Annotated in this window: 23 protein-coding genes; 4 read left to right on the forward strand and 19 right to left on the reverse strand. The window is 33.3% G+C overall.

Annotated elements, in window-relative coordinates; translation table 11 throughout:
* Window positions 1-107: 107 nt before the first annotated feature.
* From ACQKN2_RS14085 to ACQKN2_RS14135, 11 genes are all read right to left on the reverse strand, one after another.
* Entirely contained in the window at window positions 108-851 is a 744-nt protein-coding gene (locus ACQKN2_RS14085; protein ID WP_427415500.1) for an amidohydrolase family protein, read from the reverse strand.
* A 139-nt stretch (window positions 852-990) separates the two neighbouring features.
* The gene (locus tag ACQKN2_RS14090; protein ID WP_427415501.1) at window positions 991-1,176 is read right to left on the reverse strand and encodes a hypothetical protein; all 186 of its coding nucleotides are present in this window, start codon (window positions 1,174-1,176) and stop codon (window positions 991-993) included.
* 99 nt (window positions 1,177-1,275) lie between these two features.
* Complete coding sequence (locus tag ACQKN2_RS14095; protein WP_427415533.1) at window positions 1,276-1,968, reverse strand: ABC transporter permease; 693 nt, start codon at window positions 1,966-1,968, stop codon at window positions 1,276-1,278.
* Between the two features lie 35 nt (window positions 1,969-2,003).
* On the reverse strand, window positions 2,004-2,309 hold the full coding sequence (locus tag ACQKN2_RS14100) for a hypothetical protein (protein WP_427415502.1): 306 nt from the start codon (window positions 2,307-2,309) through the stop codon (window positions 2,004-2,006).
* A gap of 484 nt (window positions 2,310-2,793) precedes the next feature.
* The gene (locus tag ACQKN2_RS14105) at window positions 2,794-3,696 is read right to left on the reverse strand and encodes a DMT family transporter (protein WP_427415503.1); all 903 of its coding nucleotides are present in this window, start codon (window positions 3,694-3,696) and stop codon (window positions 2,794-2,796) included.
* A gap of 83 nt (window positions 3,697-3,779) precedes the next feature.
* Window positions 3,780-4,100 carry an ArsR/SmtB family transcription factor gene (locus ACQKN2_RS14110; protein ID WP_427415504.1) on the reverse strand — a complete coding sequence of 107 codons (321 nt, stop codon included), beginning with the start codon at window positions 4,098-4,100 and terminating at the stop codon, window positions 3,780-3,782.
* A 459-nt stretch (window positions 4,101-4,559) separates the two neighbouring features.
* Window positions 4,560-5,138 carry a DUF1697 domain-containing protein gene (locus ACQKN2_RS14115; RefSeq protein WP_427415505.1) on the reverse strand — a complete coding sequence of 193 codons (579 nt, stop codon included), beginning with the start codon at window positions 5,136-5,138 and terminating at the stop codon, window positions 4,560-4,562.
* 25 nt (window positions 5,139-5,163) lie between these two features.
* Complete coding sequence (locus tag ACQKN2_RS14120) at window positions 5,164-5,982, reverse strand: alpha/beta fold hydrolase (protein WP_427415506.1); 819 nt, start codon at window positions 5,980-5,982, stop codon at window positions 5,164-5,166.
* Window positions 5,983-6,272: 290 nt separating this feature from the next.
* Window positions 6,273-7,181 (reverse strand): alpha/beta fold hydrolase, encoded by a 909-nt coding sequence (locus ACQKN2_RS14125; RefSeq protein ID WP_427415507.1) that lies wholly within the window; start codon window positions 7,179-7,181, stop codon window positions 6,273-6,275.
* A gap of 277 nt (window positions 7,182-7,458) precedes the next feature.
* Entirely contained in the window at window positions 7,459-8,016 is a 558-nt protein-coding gene (locus ACQKN2_RS14130) for a cysteine hydrolase family protein (RefSeq protein ID WP_427415508.1), read from the reverse strand.
* 314 nt (window positions 8,017-8,330) lie between these two features.
* Entirely contained in the window at window positions 8,331-9,143 is an 813-nt protein-coding gene (locus ACQKN2_RS14135) for an aminoglycoside adenylyltransferase domain-containing protein (protein WP_427415509.1), read from the reverse strand.
* A 425-nt stretch (window positions 9,144-9,568) separates the two neighbouring features.
* On the opposite strand from ACQKN2_RS14135, the gene ACQKN2_RS14140 reads away from it, so the two are divergent.
* The 3 genes from ACQKN2_RS14140 (at window position 9,569) to ACQKN2_RS14150 (ending at window position 11,691) form a co-directional block, all read left to right on the forward strand.
* A complete protein-coding gene (locus tag ACQKN2_RS14140) occupies window positions 9,569-10,255 on the forward strand; it encodes a DUF421 domain-containing protein (RefSeq protein ID WP_427415510.1) in 687 nt (228 codons plus the stop codon).
* Window positions 10,256-10,402: 147 nt separating this feature from the next.
* Window positions 10,403-11,317, forward strand: a complete 915-nt coding sequence (locus tag ACQKN2_RS14145) for a class I SAM-dependent methyltransferase (protein ID WP_427415511.1) — start codon at window positions 10,403-10,405, stop codon at window positions 11,315-11,317.
* 20 nt (window positions 11,318-11,337) lie between these two features.
* On the forward strand, window positions 11,338-11,691 hold the full coding sequence (locus ACQKN2_RS14150) for a cupin domain-containing protein (RefSeq protein ID WP_427415512.1): 354 nt from the start codon (window positions 11,338-11,340) through the stop codon (window positions 11,689-11,691).
* A gap of 182 nt (window positions 11,692-11,873) precedes the next feature.
* Here the strand turns inward: ACQKN2_RS14150 and ACQKN2_RS14155 are convergent, their stop codons facing one another.
* The 3 genes from ACQKN2_RS14155 to ACQKN2_RS14165 form a co-directional block, all read right to left on the reverse strand.
* A complete protein-coding gene (locus tag ACQKN2_RS14155; protein ID WP_427415513.1) occupies window positions 11,874-12,251 on the reverse strand; it encodes a VOC family protein in 378 nt (125 codons plus the stop codon).
* Complete coding sequence (locus tag ACQKN2_RS14160; RefSeq protein WP_427415514.1) at window positions 12,244-12,669, reverse strand: VOC family protein; 426 nt, start codon at window positions 12,667-12,669, stop codon at window positions 12,244-12,246. Before ACQKN2_RS14160 ends, ACQKN2_RS14155 begins: the two co-directional genes overlap by 8 nt.
* A 373-nt stretch (window positions 12,670-13,042) precedes the next feature.
* A complete protein-coding gene (locus ACQKN2_RS14165; RefSeq protein WP_427415515.1) occupies window positions 13,043-13,180 on the reverse strand; it encodes a hypothetical protein in 138 nt (45 codons plus the stop codon).
* A gap of 158 nt (window positions 13,181-13,338) precedes the next feature.
* On the opposite strand from ACQKN2_RS14165, the gene ACQKN2_RS14170 reads away from it, so the two are divergent.
* Complete coding sequence (locus tag ACQKN2_RS14170; RefSeq protein ID WP_427415516.1) at window positions 13,339-14,538, forward strand: alpha/beta hydrolase fold domain-containing protein; 1,200 nt, start codon at window positions 13,339-13,341, stop codon at window positions 14,536-14,538.
* Between the two features lie 289 nt (window positions 14,539-14,827).
* Here ACQKN2_RS14170 and ACQKN2_RS14175 read toward each other — a convergent pair whose 3' ends face one another.
* The 5 genes from ACQKN2_RS14175 to ACQKN2_RS14195 all read right to left on the reverse strand — a co-directional run bounded on the left by ACQKN2_RS14175 (window position 14,828) and on the right by ACQKN2_RS14195 (window position 18,994).
* On the reverse strand, window positions 14,828-15,577 hold the full coding sequence (locus tag ACQKN2_RS14175) for a VOC family protein (protein ID WP_427415517.1): 750 nt from the start codon (window positions 15,575-15,577) through the stop codon (window positions 14,828-14,830).
* Between the two features lie 180 nt (window positions 15,578-15,757).
* The gene (locus ACQKN2_RS14180) at window positions 15,758-16,468 is read right to left on the reverse strand and encodes an ABC transporter permease (protein WP_427415518.1); all 711 of its coding nucleotides are present in this window, start codon (window positions 16,466-16,468) and stop codon (window positions 15,758-15,760) included.
* A gap of 11 nt (window positions 16,469-16,479) precedes the next feature.
* On the reverse strand, window positions 16,480-17,175 hold the full coding sequence (locus ACQKN2_RS14185; protein WP_427415519.1) for an ABC transporter ATP-binding protein: 696 nt from the start codon (window positions 17,173-17,175) through the stop codon (window positions 16,480-16,482).
* A 116-nt stretch (window positions 17,176-17,291) separates the two neighbouring features.
* A complete protein-coding gene (locus ACQKN2_RS14190; RefSeq protein WP_427415520.1) occupies window positions 17,292-17,840 on the reverse strand; it encodes a PadR family transcriptional regulator in 549 nt (182 codons plus the stop codon).
* A gap of 254 nt (window positions 17,841-18,094) precedes the next feature.
* A complete protein-coding gene (locus ACQKN2_RS14195) occupies window positions 18,095-18,994 on the reverse strand; it encodes a LysR family transcriptional regulator (RefSeq protein WP_427415521.1) in 900 nt (299 codons plus the stop codon).
* Between the last annotated feature and the right edge of the window lie 170 nt (window positions 18,995-19,164).

Below are 19,164 nucleotides of genomic sequence, written 5' to 3' on the forward strand. Positions count from 1 at the left end.
TACTCTCAAAGCGCATAATAAAAACCCTCCACAATTAATGTGAAAGGGATTTAACTATTTTAACTATTTCATTAGAATGCATGAAAACAGTACTTCTACTCAAAAACTTACTTAAAATAAAAATTCATCGCGTTTTGATAAAGAATTTTTTTAGCTGAAATCGGATCAAATAATTCTTGAATCAGTTCAATATCTGCATGAGCAAAAGGTCTTTTTGCTCGTGTGGACGGCAAGTCTGTACCGAACATTAACGCTCCGGGATTGACAGCGTAAATAGATTTCAACGCATGTTCTACATCGAGCTCAACACGGCCAAAACCTGTCGCCTTTACTCGTACACCTTTTTCAACGAGTCTTAACAAATGCGGTAAGCCTTCCTCGGATAACCCTAAATGATCAATTGAAATCGCCGGTAATTTTCCAATCGTTGGTGCAATTTCAGGCAAATTTTTTGCGTCGATATATAATTCACTATGCCAGCCAGCTAAATCATAAACACGTCGCGCAAAGTAATCGAGTTTCGATAAATCTTCGGAGCCGCCACGCTTCACATTGAATCGTAGTGCGCGTACACCTTTTTTATGTAAATCCATAATCTCATCATCTGTCACCGAAAATGGTAGCTGCGTCACACCACAAAATGCAGATCCCATTTTCTCTAAAGCATTCACTAAATATGCTTGATCAAAACCTTGAAAAGAACCGGATACAATTGCTCCACCTACAATATGATAAGTCGCAGTTTCTTTTTGGTAATCTTCTACAACGTAGCTAGGTGGTACATATCCTTGATTTTCAGTAATCGGAAAATCAAAATCAATAATATGAAAGTGTGCATCAAAAATTCTCATCTTTACCGCCCCCTTTCTTTTACATTAACAAATACACAGCATAAAAGAAAGTTATGGTTTTTTATATAAGATCATAACTTTATCTTATCAACAAAAAAATCCTTTCTAACAAATATCGCGATTCCACAATGTCATTCAGTTATAAGAAATACCTTAAAGCATTGCTGCCAGATGTAATTAACGCCAAAAGACCTGCAACCATGATCCATATAACATAGCGATTCTCTTCTTGTTTTCTCTTGCTTATCCAAAATAATAACAGGCTACTTAATAATAAAATGACACCCAAAACTGCACCTAAAATAATGCCAATAATCATTCCCATCCCTTGTTCCTTCTCTTTTTTTATTGTGAGCACCCATATTTATTACTAAAACTCTTCCGTTTCACATAGTCTTTTGAATATGATTTACCACACTACAAATTACATCGCATCCACATTTTCAATATTACGAATACCTATGTACGCAATTATAACTCCAACTGCTGCAAGCCCTAGTTGAAGTGGAATGAAGGTCACGAATGAAATTTCAGGGTTATAAGCACAAGCAATTGCCACCACGAGTAGAGATGAACCAATCGTGGCTGGAACAGAATGATTACGCATCCCAAAATACAATGGAATTAAGCTTATTCCTGTTGAGGCTATAGCAAATGGAACTATGTTTATGACTTCACCCACAAACTGATTTACAGTTATTGCAAATGGAACGATAGGAAAATAACTATTAATGATCGAAAATAGACCAGCTACAACAATATTAGAAAATATTATCGTAATTAATGTTAAAAAAGCTATCAAGGTCAGTTTACTAGCAATCAGTTTCTTGCGACTAACAGGATAAGTGAACATAATCAAAATTGTTCTGTTTTTATATTCTTCAATAACTAGTTTCGCAATTAATACAGAGGCAAACACAATAAACGTTGCTCTCACACTTGCACCAATCATTACATAAACATCTTGATACGTTGAAATGGGTATATCCCCTTCTCTCTGTGCAATATAAATTACGCAACACACTATTGCTGTTATAACGATGTTTGCGATAATTGCACCTTTTAAATACCAACCTAAATTAAATTTCTTCAGTTCCAGTTTTAGTAGATGTAGCAGCATCGTATCATCTCTCTCCTCTTAATCTTCTTAGCCTATTGCATGATAATATAAACAATACTCATTATGTTAAATATTGATATTCTATAGTGATTCTTGTATTCATCAATGATTAAACGTAATAAAATAACAGCTAAAATAATGATTAATGTTGTTTTTATAAGAATATTCAATAAGAACATTAGTCCTATATACTCTGAAAACAGTAGTTCACCTTCACCTTTAAATCCCCACTGCACAAGACTAACATGAAAGAAGTTTGACATAATATAAATGATTATTCCCATAATATATTTAGATAAATGATATTTTTCCCATCCTAGTTCCATCAGTTTAAGCATGGATTCTCTCTCCATTCGTTTTTTAAGAAATACTCCTCTAAAGAGAAAAAAAACAATAGAATTTCACCTTTCTTCATAGATATGTTTACACTAGAAACGACCCCTTTCATGTACTTTCATTGTACGAATCGATCATCTCTTTTTTCTTACTCATTCCTTACAAAATTATTAATTGTAAAAAACAAGCTAACAATTAGTATGCATTTCTGTTCTAGCTTTGCTGGTTTAATTGTTATGAATAAGCGAAAAAACAATATGGTTCGTTTTAAGCGAGATAAAATATCTAAATAAAAAATACCAGGCTCAAATTAATGAGTACCTGATATTCTTTAGATCTTACCTTATGTCATTGAAAAATTTACATTAATTGAATACCTTATCTGGAGTCTAGTTATTTTTTAATACAGAATTTTTAAGTTTCTTTACTCCGTTCAAAATGAAATTATGTATTCTATGCTTTTACCTGACTTCGTACTGAATTACTCTAGTTTGGTTTGTAAGTTGCAATATAAACGCCTACCAGCACCATTACCATCCCAACGATTTGTATCAATGTAATTGTGCTGCCATATGCAATAACTGCAAGTAATGTTGCGACAATAGGCGTCAAGTTTAAATACAAGCTCGCTTTACTACCTCCTAAGCTCTCTACCCCCTTGTTAAAAATAACATAGCCAATCAACGTCCCACATACAACCATATAAAACATTTCAATCCAACTTTGAACCGACATATTGACTACTTGACCCCAACCGCCTTCAAATACTGTACTGATTGCTAGGAAAACAGCACCAGATAACATCATAATCGTATTTGATAACATCACTGGTATACCTTTAAGCATGGATTCACCCATTAATGCATAAATAACTCCGCATAAAAGAGCCCCGACAAAAAGCAGGTCTCCTAGATTAAAAGTAAGAGAAAACAAAGCAGAAAGTGACCCTTTTACAATAACAATAGTTACCCCAATCATCGATAAAGTTAAACCTGCTCCAGCTTTATTGTTCCATTTTTCTTTACCTAACATGACGGCACCTAGCATAGTGAATACAGGCATTGCAGCTATAATTAACGCACCGTTTGTCGAAGAAGTATACTTCAATGCCGTAAAAAAGAAAGCATTGTAACCGAAAATCCCGGTAAAGCCAATAAATAACAAACCTTTCCATCGATTTCTGATGACTTGCCACTGCCATTCTTTTTGAATTGTTATAATTGTAACGAGTATAATTCCTGTTATGCCAAAACGAAGCGTAGCTGCAACAAGTGGTGGAACTTCTGTAATGACATGCTTCGCTGTCGCAAATGCTCCACCCCAAAACAAAGGAACGAGCAGCATTAATAAATAAATGTTTTTTGATTGATTTTTGTTCTTACTCTTCATTATTTAATCCTCCTAATATTATTAATAAAGTTTGTATGTTTAAAAGTTTAAACATACAAACTTTATTTGTAAAAAAGAACAAATCAGTAGCTTTGTTCAATAGATTGAATTAACTCTTTGATTTGTTTTAGAAACTCATTAGAACTCAATGAATAATATTTTTCATTCCCATTTCGTTTAAAAGTAATTAAACCTGCTTGTCTTAAAATTTTCAAATGATGGGAAACAGCTGGTCTAGAAAGCTCTATTCTTTCTGTTAATTGATTTACATTTAAGCTATCATGTGTGAGTAAAAGCATGATAATTTGTTGACGATTAACATCACCAAGTGCTTGAAAAATCGGGGTTGATAATTTAAACTTCTCTAAAACTTGTTCTTTGTTATCGCAATTAAAATTTCCCATAATTACCATCCATATGTTTAAATTTTTAAACATATTTATTTTTAATTAAAAATCATAATTTGTCAAGATAATCTTTATTTTCACTAAAACCCTTATAGAAAACTGCTTCTAAATGGATATAGCGATAAAACTTTTATAAAGCCCCATTCATTTAAACAAAAAAGCTAGGCTCACAAAAGACTTGTGAATACCTAGACTTTTTTTATGCGTGTTCATTTGTTAACCATAACATTATTAGTTTACCAAAAATTCACAATAAATTCCGAACAAATTGTGAAGTTCTTGATTTATACATAGTCTCCATTGTAAAGCAACAGAATCAAAATTATTTGCGCTAAAAAGTTGCTACATTTTTTGTTTATTTCTTATTATTTTTTAGGAGATGCAGTTATGTTATTTTGAAAGATGACCCTTTAAATATCACCTTCACTTTAAGTTATTAGATTAAAAAAGCTTTTATTAATATTTTTCACTTTTCATATATTTGACTTCTTCGACCATACTTGAAAGCTTCATGAGCGTTTTCCAATTGCGGACAGTTGCTGGAATCTCAAGCTTTTTTAGATTATTGCCTAGTTTGGCATTTCGAATGCTGTCAAAAAATAAAAGATACACATTTCTCCCGTTTATGACACTAAGTTCTCTTTGGTTTGTATAGGATAAAAACTCGTCACTATTGACCTTCGAAGGAGCTGTCGGCAATAAAGCAACATGTAGACATTCCCCTTTACATGATTGGTCCGCTTCTGAAATCTCCTGATCTGAAAAAGGGGATTGACTAACAATCTGCTGTATTTCCTCTGCTGTCCTAATAACAACAACACTAGATACCCCAAAATCCTCTTTAATTTTTTCGTGTATTTTCGTTTGCAAAAGCTCCTCGGTTTCGTCTGATTCAAAAAGGATGTTTCCACTTTGGATATACGTCTTCACATTATGTAATCCTAATTGCTCCAGTGAATTTCTTAATTCTGCCATGATGATTTTATTATGCCCGCCTACATTAATTCCTCTAAGTAATGCAATATATATGGTCATACTATCCCGCCTTTCTATTTATATTTTACTTACTAAAAATAGCTACATCCTTATATTGCTGTAAAGGCTTATCCTCTAGAAAATCTATAATCATCTCATTAAAAATATCTCTGCGCATCGTACTTAATGGATCGAATGCATTTTCGAATAATGCTAATTTTGCATTTTGAATATGTTTAAAAATAGTTCGAGATCCTTTCCCTTCATCAACGCCTGTTATAACTTTCCCTTCACCGCCCATTACAAGCGTAGGTGACTTTATTCGATACAATTGCTCGGTATGAGTTGGAAATGGTGCTTTTTTCATTGCAAGCAACATCTTTTTATCAATCGAAAAAGATTTTCTTAAGATCCGTTGCGTATAAGGGTCCTCTTTATAAAATTTCATCATGATATTTATAATTGTGTGGTAAGGAAGTAGACTAAATATAAAATTTGATATCGACAGTACCCAGTTAGCCGCGATTGTGGGCATCTCACTATAACTATTAGAGACTACAAGCTTATCTATGTAAGTTGGGTATTTTATTGCAAGTAGAGTAGCCAATTGACCACCTTGCGAGACACCGACGACATGAATTTTGCTAATTTCTAATACATCCAAAAAACATTTGATATCCTCCACAATGATATGATGATCATATTTATTATTCGGGAATTCCTTTGTCGTATCACCATGTCCTCTATAATCTGGCATAATCATTTGATAGTGTGAAGAAAATGCTTCAAATTGAGGCTCCCACATTTTCCACGATGCTCCGCTCCCATGCAAAAACAATATAGGCGTTCCTTGACCTTTAATTTCGTAATGGATAGTGATATTGTTCGCATTAACATTTGGCATAAAATATCCCCTTACTTTGTATTACTAGCATTTTGCTCTTTTCACTGTACTAAAATTGGCTCAGTCTGTTTGATAAACTTGATACTATCATCGATTGTTGATAGAGCTTGTAACTTCTTTGCTCTGCACAATTAATGTACCATCATTGCACTTTGAGGAATGCTCGTATGCAAAGTCCATGCCCATTCATCTGAATTTAGTTGATCGAAATCATGCTGCTTCAGGGAACTCATAGTAAAATTTAAACACTTTGTTGAACGGACAATGTTGCCGTACCTTTTTTGCACAAATTAAATAAATAAGGAATTTATTTCGTTAATTGATTGAACTATTATATCGGGTCGATCAAAATGTATTGAATGACTTGCTCCTTGTGCGATATAAAATTTACTTTTTAAAGTCAGATTAACTTGGTTCATAATAAGTTCTTGCCATTTTTCTTCAAATAACCTTAACTCCCACTCTGGTAAACCATCCATTGTGCCAAACTTAATGGTATACTCTTTATCTCGACTTATAACAATTAAAGGTATATCAAGGTATACTTTTAAATTCTTAATAATCTCTCCGTCCCTCTTCCAATTGCTAATTTCAGAATACATTGCTTCGTATAAAGAAGGATTTATCTGGAAATTCATTAAGCGTTTTTGAATATCATTTGGAAGTAACTTTTGTTTTTCTGTTAGTGTAGGGTTAATAATTCCACGTAATTCTTCCCTTTTCATTTGAGAGTAAGCACGACATTTTTCCATCCAAATTTCATCTGTCGATCCTTCATTTAAAACAGGTACATTCAAGTCATCTAACACCTTTAAATCAACAGAAGTTGAATCTACTAATACTATTCCAGCAACCTTTTCAGGATACTCTTTCACAAAATGTTGTACACATAACCCACCATAGGAATGACCAACTAATACTACAGGTTCAGATAATTTAAGCAAACGTATCATTTCACTTACTTCGTTTACGACTGTCTGTGTATTACGGACCCCATGACCAATTTCACTTGCGCCTAGCCCTGGTCTATGAAACATTATCACTCTATTTGATTTACTTAATGACTCTGTCACTTCATACCATTCATCGAATGAACACCCCATTCCTGTAAGGATTATTATTGGTGTCCCATTTTGCCCTTTTTGTAGTATCTCAATCTTATTTTGATTTATTATTAAAAATTGACTAATTTTACCCACCTCTTTATTTAAAAATCACTTAAGTTTTCTCGTTCAAATAATCTGTTCCTTTATTTTCACAATCTTTATAGAGATATTAACATAAATTCCCAACAATAAAAATCACCTCACTCTAAGAAATCTATAGAGGTAAGATGATTTTTATCAATCTTTATTATAAATGGTCAAACTTTTTTACAAAGCCACATTATCGGAAATTGAAGAATACTAGGAAAATAATAAGTTGCAATTACTCGAAAAGGAACCCAACAAATATGAGTGCCCTAAAATAATTTTCTTATCGATAAGAATCATGTGTAGGTTGAAACAAGTCTTCTTCTGAATTTCTAACAACAGAAAAGTGATCGACATTGTAATGACCATGCAGTGTATGATTATGATGCTTTATAATATGTTCTGCACTCAAAACATCACTGTCCACAGTTGAATGCCCATCACCAACTAACGTGACATCCAAACCACTAATAGTCGCCGTTCTTACTGCACTATCAATGCAGTGCTGCGTCGAACAGCCCATCATAACAACATGTTTAATTTCTTGAGATCGTAAATGATTTAGCAGTTCAGTCCCATGGAAACAATTTGTTGCCTTTTTATCGAAAATCTTGGCTTCCTGAGGAACGCTAATGCCATGATGAATTTCGAACCCTTCCCCTTTACCTTCAGCAACATCAAGATCCCTTACAAAAACAATTGGTACATTGGATTTCCTTGCTTTGTTAATGACTAAATTGATATTTCTAATAAGTTGATCCTTCTTAAAAACAGCTTTTTCTTTCTCATTGCCATCCATTAATTCTTGCTGAGCATCAATAATAAGTAATGCTTGATTCAAATAATTTTCCCCCTTCAATTTGAGGAAACTAGTAATTAGATGGTTTCCCCTTTTTGTTTAACACGCTAACATTATTATTGTTCATAGTATCTACCCCCTAAATGAAATTGTCATTTAAGACTAATTAATTTTACCATTTATTCCAAAAGGGAACAGCTGATAAAATGGATTATTTCAGGCTCATCACTAAAACGTGTGGTTGTTCCGTCTGTGCGCTTTCCTGAGGGCGTCAGTCTCCCCTCCAATCAACTTATATACATGACATACGTTTTAACAAATGTCATCCTTCAACGTTGATCATAAGCTGCATTTCACTAATTTTTGATACTATTACAATGTTTGAGTATATAATCCATACATTGAACAGTATCATCAATGCATTGTTTTTTCGAATTACAATAGCGTATATTTGAACCTTCTCGAATACTGATAGCTTCGTTAATAATATCGTGGAATTCTTCCGGTAAATGATGTATTGCATATTGACAAGCATCTACTTTTGAAACAATATCATTTTCTCTTAACGTGTAAAATTGCCGTAACATCCCAGTAATAGACCATTCTACTTCTACATTAACTAATTTATTTGGTATCAAAAATGCTTTAGTTTTATATTTTTTAAATGTTTTCAATCTATTCGACCAATAACTGTTCATGTTTTGTAAAACATAATCAACAAGCACTCTTTCATCTACACTGAAGTTATATGTAGCTACATCCGGTCCTAAAACGGTAATCCCTTTATTTTTTAAAATCCACCAAGTGATTGGGTTAATATCATCAATACCCCTGTATGTTTTGCCTTCATTTACCTTTAGACATCCTTTTACCTCACTCTGTTTCTTGCCAACATCCTCAACTAGTATATAACTGCCATCCATCCCTATATCCTTATATTTTCGATTTAATTCTTTGTGTAGATTGGCTATAACTTTCGCATCTTCTTCGGTTAAGGATCTGTTTACAACCGTAATAAAGTCGATATCACTAGAACCATTTATGTATGCGTTAAGAGCAATTGAACCATGTAAATAGAACCCTTCAAGTATATTAGGTATTTTATTTTGAAATAGAGTTAAATATTCATTTAAAACTGTTTGAACCGGAATAGGAATTCTAGAATCCATAAACACTCTCCTTTTAATCTATATTACCAAAACACCCACTATATTTTCCATTATTGATAATAATATGGTTTATTAATGAGAATAAGGGATACAATTTGTTAAAACGTATACCCTGTAAAAAAGTTGATTGGAGTGGAGGCTGGGCGCCTTCTCGGGGATCAGCAATAGAGGAACGAAGGCTAAGTGCATCACATCCTGTGATAACGCCTTCGTGACCAACATCGTGTTGGCCCGAGACCCTGCAGCGTAGCGAAGTGGCTCATCGGACACCCCCAGGAAGCATTGCTCTGTGCGAAAGCGAAGCGTCAGCGACAAAGCGCACAGACGGAACGGAAATCACCCCTACTTTATGATGAGGAACTAATGTGGAGTATCTTTTAAAAATTCATTGGGTATTCTAGGAATTAGATAAGGAGTGGGGGAATTTGTACACAGGTTATATACAAGTAGTTGTTCAAACGGTTATTACTTTTTTTGTTCTTCTGACACTTACGAGGTTTTTAGGTAAAAAACAACTAAGTCACTTAACCTTCTTTAACTACGTAACTGGTATTACAATTGGTTCTATTGCAGCCAATATGGTGATATTAAAAACAATTGTATTCACAAAATTTTTAGTAAGCTTAATTGTTTGGTGTGCGCTTACAACTTTAATTAGTTATATCGCTCTAAAATCCGGAAAAGCAAGAACGTTACTTGATGGACAACCGACAATTGTTATTAAAAAAGGAAAAATAGATAGAGAAGCTTTATCCACCACTAAAATTAATATTGATGACCTTACGATGATGATTAGACAGTATCAAGTTTTTTCAATTACTGAAATTGACTATGCTATTCTAGAACCAAATGGCATGCTTAGTATTCTGAAAAAGCCTGAATTTCAAAGCCCACAAAAGCTGGATTTAAAAATCGCTACTTCCTCCCCGGCTTTTATCCCCATTGAAATCATTACAGATGGGAAGCTATTGCCAAGAAATTTACTAGAAGTTGGAAAAAGTAGAGAATGGCTAGATAACGAATTAAAAAAGGCAAATGTAAAAGCAATCGAAGAAGTTTTTTATGCAGAAATTCAACCAAACGGCAACATATTTATCCAAAAATTTGATTAAGAAGATTTTCTTATTCAGTTGCTTCCTAGCACCTAAAACTTGACAAAAAAAAATATTTATGCAATAATTTACTTTTATGATATTTATTTGTACAATAGGATTCTCCTGGCCAGGGGAATCCTATTTTTTTTGAAGGAGTGTATTTGCATGAATAAAGGTGAATCCAGTTTAACTTCATTAATCTCAGCTTTTGGTAGAGCTTATCATAGTCAATTTGATACCCCTAAAATTTTCAATGACTATCTAGCAAAAGAGTTAATCACACAAAAAGAGTTCCATGACATTCAAACAAATATGGTTCAGGGCATCCAGTTTTTTAACAAAGAAATCGCCGAAAAATTAAAAGGACAAACTGAAGAGCAATTAAAATGGATTGTGCAAACTCAACTCTCCCCTACGCCCCTGGCACGTGCAGCATATTGCGAAAAGGTTTTACTCAATGAAATAATGCTAGGTTTACAGCAATATGTCATCCTTGGGGCAGGCTTAGATACATTTAGCTTAAGACACTCTGAACTTGAAAACACGTTGGAAATCTTTGAAATTGATCACCCTGCAACACAGGAATTTAAAAAGAAAAGATTGACTGAAGTTGATATAAAGCTTCCGAGTAATGTACATTACGTTTCAATGGATTTCACAAAAAAGTTTGCCTATCAAAATTTAATAGATAACGGCTTTGACAATAAAAAAACTTTCTTTAGTCTACTAGGTGTATCCTATTATTTAACGAAAGAGGAAACGTCAAGCTTACTTGATCATTTGTTTGCCACTGTACCATCAGGAAGTTCTATAGTGTTGGACTATGCAGATGAAAAACTATTTGAAGAAAAAGATATTTCGAATCGAGTAGATAATACGGTGAAAATGGCTGCCGCTAGTGGTGAACCGATGAAATCATGCTTTACTTATGAAGAAATAGAAAAAATGTTAGAAAACTCTGGCCTGCTTATTTATGAACATCTAACGCCAGATACAATAAATGAGCTTTATTTTGACAATCGAAAAGATTATTTAACAGCCTTCGAAACAATTCACTACATTCATGCTGTGAAAAAATAATTGAAGTTTGGAGGAGTTTAATGAAAATTTATCAATTGTCTAAAGAAAACGGCAAAAATATAACACAATTTAAGTCAAATTTTATTATGTCTCGAATTATCAACACTGAAGCATCAGCTAGTATCGGGTGTATGTATTTAGAAGAAAACGGTGTTATTGGCTATCATCAAGCTGTAGTTCCCCAGCTTCTCTTAATTATTGAAGGAGAAGGATTTGTAAGAAATGAACAGGTGCAATATTTTCAAGTCCAGCCTGGTGACGCAATTTTTTGGGAGAAGGACGAATGGCATGAAACAAAATCAGATAAAGGATTAACAGCTATCGTGATAGAATCTGAACAATTAAATCCCGCAGCATTTCTGCCTTTAAAATAATGTACTAATATTTTCAAACTATTTCTCAGGCAATTAACTATGCAAGAATAACATCGTATCATATTTTAGTAATGTAAGATGGTTTAGTCTTACACCTCCGATGCTTTGTTACTAAGGGTCACTTATAATAATAAGTGGCCCTCTATAAATTTACTGTTCAGGAAATAGTGTTTCTATATAGTTTATTGACAAACTCCTAGTGGATTTCCGTCTGGATCATAAAAGGTAAAAAATTTCGTCTCTCCTTCTCCATCTATTTCATTAACTTTTACATTTTTTTCGATTAGTGATCGATATGTTTCTTCAATGTCATGCGTTATAAAATTAAAGAACTTCCCGACGCCAAAATAATTCTCTGGGAAATTTAGTGGTATATGATTTTTTGCTTTTACTAAACAAGCAACAGTTTGAGATTCTGCATCAATTTTCATTACTGCAGCGCCCTCTTCTAAGTATAGAAGTGAAAATCCTAGTTTCTCCTCATACCATTTGGCAGATAATTCGGGGTTCTTAATTGGAATAAATATTGCTTCTACTCCCTTTAATATTGGTTTACTCATATTTTCCTTCCTTGTATTTTTCTTTAAAAATAGGGCTCAGCTCACTCCACACATCAAATTTATTTCCGTCTACATCATAAAAAACAAAATTTCTTCCGACATGACCCCTATTTTCAACTTCTCCAACTGTAATCCCTTTATCGATAAAAACTTTACGAATAGTCTCTAATGCACTTAATCCATCCACCTCAAAGGTTATTGAAAAATGTTCTTCCCCATAGCAATCAATAAAATTTGAGCTTTGATTGTTCATAGATCTAACAAGAAAAAAACTTTGATTGGCAAAATTAAGAATCGCCTTATCACTATCTTGGTAACAGCGTTCTGCGCCCAATTTACTTACATACCATTCACATGACCGTTCTATATTGCTAACTGGAATATAAGTCGTTCCAATTCTAATTAACGTTTCACTCATCCACTCACCCTCTCCAATGTCTCTAGTGAATTATTCTATTCTCGGCCTTTATATTCCTTTAATCCTTTGCACAAGATGTAATTAGTGGCGATAATGATAGAGAGAACGATAACATAGAACGCCAAATAATTTTACTTTATCTTCTACAATGGTCTTTTCATGTCTTAGTCAACTAAAGCACCCCGTTACTTTAATAAAAAAATAACTTAATTTTTATATTTTCCCATATCTTCTTATATAAATTGAAACGCAACCTTTAAACCAATAGGGATAGTTAACCAAACCAGAGAGTTGCTCAATACATTTTAAAATAAGAAGTATTTTCTAATTTGTTTTTAAAAACAAATCTCCACATCAATAATACCCCCATAGCTCATATTGGTAAGATTAAAAAGAATTCTGGTGTTAAAGCATCAGCTTCACCTAATGCTCCTTCTGCAAAAAACCAAGAAATAAAAAGTGCAACCAAACCACTAGTTGTAACATTACTCATAACTAAAATTGATTTCATCTTAACCTCTCCTTTCTCTTGTAATTGATTCTATATATTATAGAGAGAGAATTGTAAAAGGCACTTTAATATCAAGTGTAGTTGATTCATAAAATTTTATGGAGAGCATGTGCTGTCGGAGAAAAAATATATTCTTTAGTATGGAGGAATTTTGAAATATGGAACAAAAGCAATTAACCTTATGGCGCCCAAAAGGTTTTTTCCAGTGGCTATTAACAGGTCTTTCCGTAGTTCTAACACTTCTTACTGCCATAATAACATATGCCATTTTTCATACAACTAATATTCTCAGTGTAGTTGGTTTCATTGGATCGCTTGCATTGTACACTCCATGGTTTTTATTATTTCTAACATTTGTTATCATAATGCTATTAATACTTACTTTATGGAAGAAAGTTAAAATCGCTCAATTCATGTTGATTCCGCTATTGTTAATAAATATATTTTTAAATGTGGAGCCAATTATAGAAATGAAGAGCTATGCTAAAAAAGAAAATGTTCAAGTTTCACTTTACTCTCACTTTTTTAACAAAACAGAAATATCATCAAAGTTTACAAAAGATATCGTATACGGAAAAACTACAGATGGCGTTGAGTTAAAGCTTGATATGTGGCCCGCCAAAAAAAAATTGAAAAACACACTTACCCCTGCTGTGATAAAGGTACATGGAGGCGGATGGGTTGAGGGTAGTAAAGCGGGTGCCCCTTATTTGAATCAATGGTTCAGCGAATTAGGATTTACTGTTTTTGATATAGAATATCGCATGCCTCCTCAAGCAGGATGGAAGGATGAGGTAGCTGATGTGAAATCAGCAGTAGGATGGGTAGTAAAACATGCGGATACTTACAAAATTGATCCTGAAAAAATAAACGTAATGGGTGATTCAGCAGGTGGAAATTTAGCTATGCTTGCTGCTTATAGTATGGGAGACAAAACTTTACCACCGTCCATCAACGTACCATCAGTATCTATTAATACTGTTATTAACTTTTATGGACCGTCAGATATGACAAAATTTTTTCAGAATAACCCTAGTCCAGGCTATGTGCAAACTGTTATGAAAGAGTATATAAGGGGCACACCTTCACAATTTCCTGATCGTTATCAAAAGCTTTCTCCGATCAATTATATTGGAGAACACACACCACCTACTATTATGTTTTTAGGAACAAGCGATAGTCTTGTCCCAACTGAACAAGCTAAAATATTAGGCAAGGAACTCTCAAAGAATAATGTTCCTCATGAGATCTATTATCTTCCGAAAGCTGAACATGTTTACGATGGAGTACCAGGTAGTTTGAATACCCAAATTACTTTCGAGAAGCTCAAGGTATTCCTTCAGAAATATAACAAATAAATTGATACAGAAAGGTAAAGTTGATTTTAAAAAGAGCCCTGAATAATTATAGTGGTCCCTGTCAAGCAAAGCAGGAAATGAAGTAACCTAAGCTCTAATGCCTGTAGTGGACTTTCACCACCGAGTCGTTGTGCATACTGGTGCACATTACAAAATGACCAGACTCTATCTCGAGTTCTGGTCATTATTTTTTCTTCTGTTTTGGCTCTTTTCGTATAGATCGTAGCTTTTGGTTTGGTTATCTTCTTCAACTAAGCCCCCATTAGTTAAAGAAGACAATTGTATGAAATCAATTATTTTTAATAATCAAGTTGTTTCCTATCTCAATTTGTTTAGTAGATTTTTCTTCATTCTCACAGTCCAATATTACTTCAACTGAATGTTTTTTAGATTCTACAAAAGAAATGATTTGTCTTCCTAGAGAAACAGTGATTGTACTATCGTTCATTTTATAATCTTGAAAAAGTGTTTTTATTATATTTTTGTCTTGTTCAGCCAATGTGCCATAAATCTTTACTTCTAATATTCCATTAATGTTCTTTTCCCTACTATTCGGTACCATATATTTTTGCATAAATGCTTTACTTTTTTCATCATTAAGTTGTTGTAAGAAAAATTGAAAAGGCATTCCTTCAAATTTAGGTAAATATGAATTTTTCCAAGGCATTGTCTTACTTAGTAGTTTAAAGAACCATTTGAATTTTAAAGGTTCTGGCGTTGATGCTTGAATGTTCTGACTAATAAGTTTCTGATATGTTCCTTCAATATCATCTACTTCTAATGCAAAACCAATAAGTCCCCTATGCCCACTATGATAGTCCTCAGTCCAACTTTCTATCCAGCCCCCACCATCTTTTGATTTGATTTTAATCAACTCAAAATATTCATTCCCAATCCATATGTTCGATACCTTAAACCCTTTCGTACCCTTTCCCCATTTCGGTTCATATGGAAGACCAATAGTGTGAACTTTCCTAATAAAATTTTCATCTTCTTGTACAAAACTATCAATATTTACAACTAAATGGTCAATCTTCAAATAATTCTCCCCCAATAAGTGATTTTCTTTCACTAATCTCCCATTGCTCTGATACGTTTGAACCATATTCTATACTACTTCAACATTTTTTATAAATATCCCTTCTTATTCAACTAGCCTTCACCGTTAGTTGAATAGCAACAATCTTTTCGAGAACAGCCTTTGCTTTACTTTGAACAATTATTGGTCACTATACTTGAATGTTTTTAAAGAAATAATAAGTGTCAATGCTAAGCACCCTATTAAAAGGAGTAAAGATTCTCCCCATGTACTAAAGTTATTTATAAATGCAGCTTTAATCCCATTTAAAAACCATTCAAATGGATTTACTAGACTAATATATTGTATAATTTTCGGTGCTTTTTCCATTGTAAAAAATGCATTACTACAAAGTAGCATTGGTATCATCAGTACATTGGCAGACATACTTAAATGTCCCTCGTTTTTCACGAGACTTGATATAAAAAAGCTTAAAAAAACAAAACTTAATGAGGCTATTAGAATAATCGGTGTCATATATAAGAAGATATTAATAGAAAAATTTAGTTGGTTGATAACGATAGCGAATAAAAGCACGATATAAGATAAGATAATGGCAACGATTGCCCACGAACTCGAAATACTAATGATATATTTCCATAAAGGCATAGGTGTAGCGTGAAGTAAATTATAAACACCTCTTTTTCTTTGCGATAACGCTATAAAAGCAGTGGTCATAAACGAATAAAAAAATACACTCATAGCAATGATTCCTTCTACATAATTTTCTGCATAGCTCGGTAAAAATAACCTTAGCGCAATAATCGCAGCAAATGGCATTAATATTGACCAAAATAGTAAATACATATCTTTTATATTCGATTTCAAATTTAATACAAAAATAGCCTTCATTTTATCGCACCTCACTTCGTTAATTCAAAAAATAATTCTTCTAAATTTTGAGTTTGGTAATGCTCCATTAAACTATCAGGTGAGCCATTGGCAATTATTTTTCCATGATGCATCATCAAAACTCTGTCAGCTACGTTCATTACCTCCAACATATCGTGGGAAGAAAATAAGACGGCAACCCCGCTATCTTTTAAACGTTTAATGATTTGTTGAATTTCTCTTTGTCCTCTAGGGTCCAATCCTGCAGAAGGTTCATCCAAAATCACAAGTTTAGGATTATGCAAAGTTGTCACGATAATTGCCAGGCGCTTTTGCTGTCCTAATGACAGTTTAATAGCAGGCATTTTTTTCACTTGCAATAAATCAAAAGCTGTAAGTTTTTCATCTATCAGCATTTTTGTTAGCGAAGCTCCATAAAATGCAGCAAATAATTTCACATTATCCTCTACAGAATAGCCTTCGAAAAAAGGTGTTGTTTGAAGCTGTGTACCTATTTTCTTTTTGTAATCAGATGTCCAGTATTTAATTGTTCCACTGTCCTGAGGAATAATGCCAAGAAGCATACCGATAGTTGTTGTTTTACCAGCACCATTTGTGCCCACTAAAGCTACTATCTCCCCCTCTTTAATATCAACATCTATATGATCAACGACACACCTAGTTTTATAACTTTTCATTAATTGACTAGCACTAATTAACTTTTTCATATTTTCCCCCCCTCATATCAATTATGCCTTGGCATAATTGTAGGTGTCCAAACGCCTGCCAAAAGAAGTTAACATTGTATATTCAACGTTGAATATACAGCTAATTTTTAACTCCCTCATACGAGAGAGTTATTGTTTTTCATAATTTCAATAGCTTGATGTACAAATTTTGATTGTACTTTCACAATTTCTAACATATTATCAAATGTTAGTTTTGTTAATGCTGGCAGTTCTCCTTGCATAGCAATCAGTTTGGCCTCATAGCCAGCATGAATAGCCTTTTCTTCTTGTTCCAAAATTTTTTTCTGCTTTTCTAATGCTTCTACAGCTTTAGCATTTGGCAGTTTAAATGCAAAGGATACACCAGAATACAAAGTTGTAGGATAAACTACAGAAGATTTTTCAAGAGCCTCGATAATTAATTCTTGCTCATGTTCCCTGCCCTTTTCAGTAATTTGGTAAATTGCTTTTTGTCTATGACCCGTGGATTCAATACAGGCCACCTCTATATAGCCATCTTTTTCAAGCTTTTTTAAAGCATTATAGATAGAGCCGATTAGCACACCACCCCATCGTTCAGCATCACTTAATTCAAGCATTACTTTAATATCATAGCCAGTCATTGGTTTTAGCCCCAACATAGCAAGAACTAATAGCCTTGTCATAATAATCACCTTTTTATATTCAACGTTGAATAAGTTGAATATACCGTTTTTAAAATTTTTTGTCAATTTGTTTTAATTATTTTTAAAATGTTGTAAAAATCTAAATTCACTATAATAAAGTATTTTATGATAAAATATATTATATTGCGCCATCAAAGGGGCATGTACCAATTCAGGCTGTAGCAAATTTATTTGCTACAGTTTTTTTCTTTTCAATTTTATTTCCTATTTTCTACTACTCCCTTTATTGCAATTTAACCAAATGATTCACTAAGATTATTGCTAACTGGCCAAGCGTTTTGTAAAAATTCATGAAACGTTAGTATATTCGGTTCATTTGAGCGAACTTTTAAATTAATGGCTGATGTAATTATAGATTGTGAAACATCCTGGAGGATCGTAATCGAACCGTCCTGTATTTCATTCTCAATAGCATTTTGACCTAAAATCGCATAGCCTGTTCCGTTCAACACCGCACGCTTTATCATCTCATCACTTCCACCAATCATAATAGTGGACTGAGGTTGAAATTCGGCTTTTTTGAAGTATTGTTCTATGATATTGCTGAAACTACAATGATAGTCATAGGAGATAAAGGTAGCTTCTCTTATAATTTCATGAAAACTTCTTTCTTTGCAAATTTCAGGCGAAGCAACTAAAAAAGCCTCTTCCTCTTCTAAAAAAGTTTTTCTCATATCGATATCATTACACTCATTCGCAATAATGGCGATATCTGCCACATGATCTCGTACACTTTTGATAGCATGTACACTATTTAATGGTAGAAGGCTTATTTTCACAGTCGGGTATATTTCCAAATAAGCATTTACAATCGGCGAAAGATGTTGAGTACAATAATATTCTGAGGCAGCGATCGTCAGAATGCCAGAAGGTCCATGTAGTTCTTCCATGTCTTTTTCTAACTTATCTATAAAAATAAATAAGCTATCGACATGGTCTTTTAGCTTTTTTCCAGCAGCTGTTAGTAGCGTCTTTTTACCAACTCTTGTTAATAGAGTGTGATTCAGTTCTTTTTCTAAAGACTGTATTTGTAGCGTAATAGTTGGCTGTGTATACCCTAATCTTTTGGCAGCCCTTGTGATATTTAATTCTTCTGCGACTACTTGAAAGGTTTTTAAATTCCTTAGTTCCATCTAATCACCATCTACTTTCCCCTTATTCCCACAAAAATAAATTTTCCCAAAGATGTATTTCCATTATAAAGTAATAATTACCCTACTTCCATTTAAGAAATTGAGATGTATTTAACTTCTATTAATTTTCATTGTAGCTGTTAACAATCATGGAATCCCACTTCAAATAC

Origin of the sequence: Lysinibacillus sp. NPDC093688, from assembly GCF_050280145.1 — a bacterium.
GTDB classification, from domain to species: Bacteria; Bacillota; Bacilli; order Bacillales_A; family Planococcaceae; genus Lysinibacillus; species Lysinibacillus xylanilyticus_B.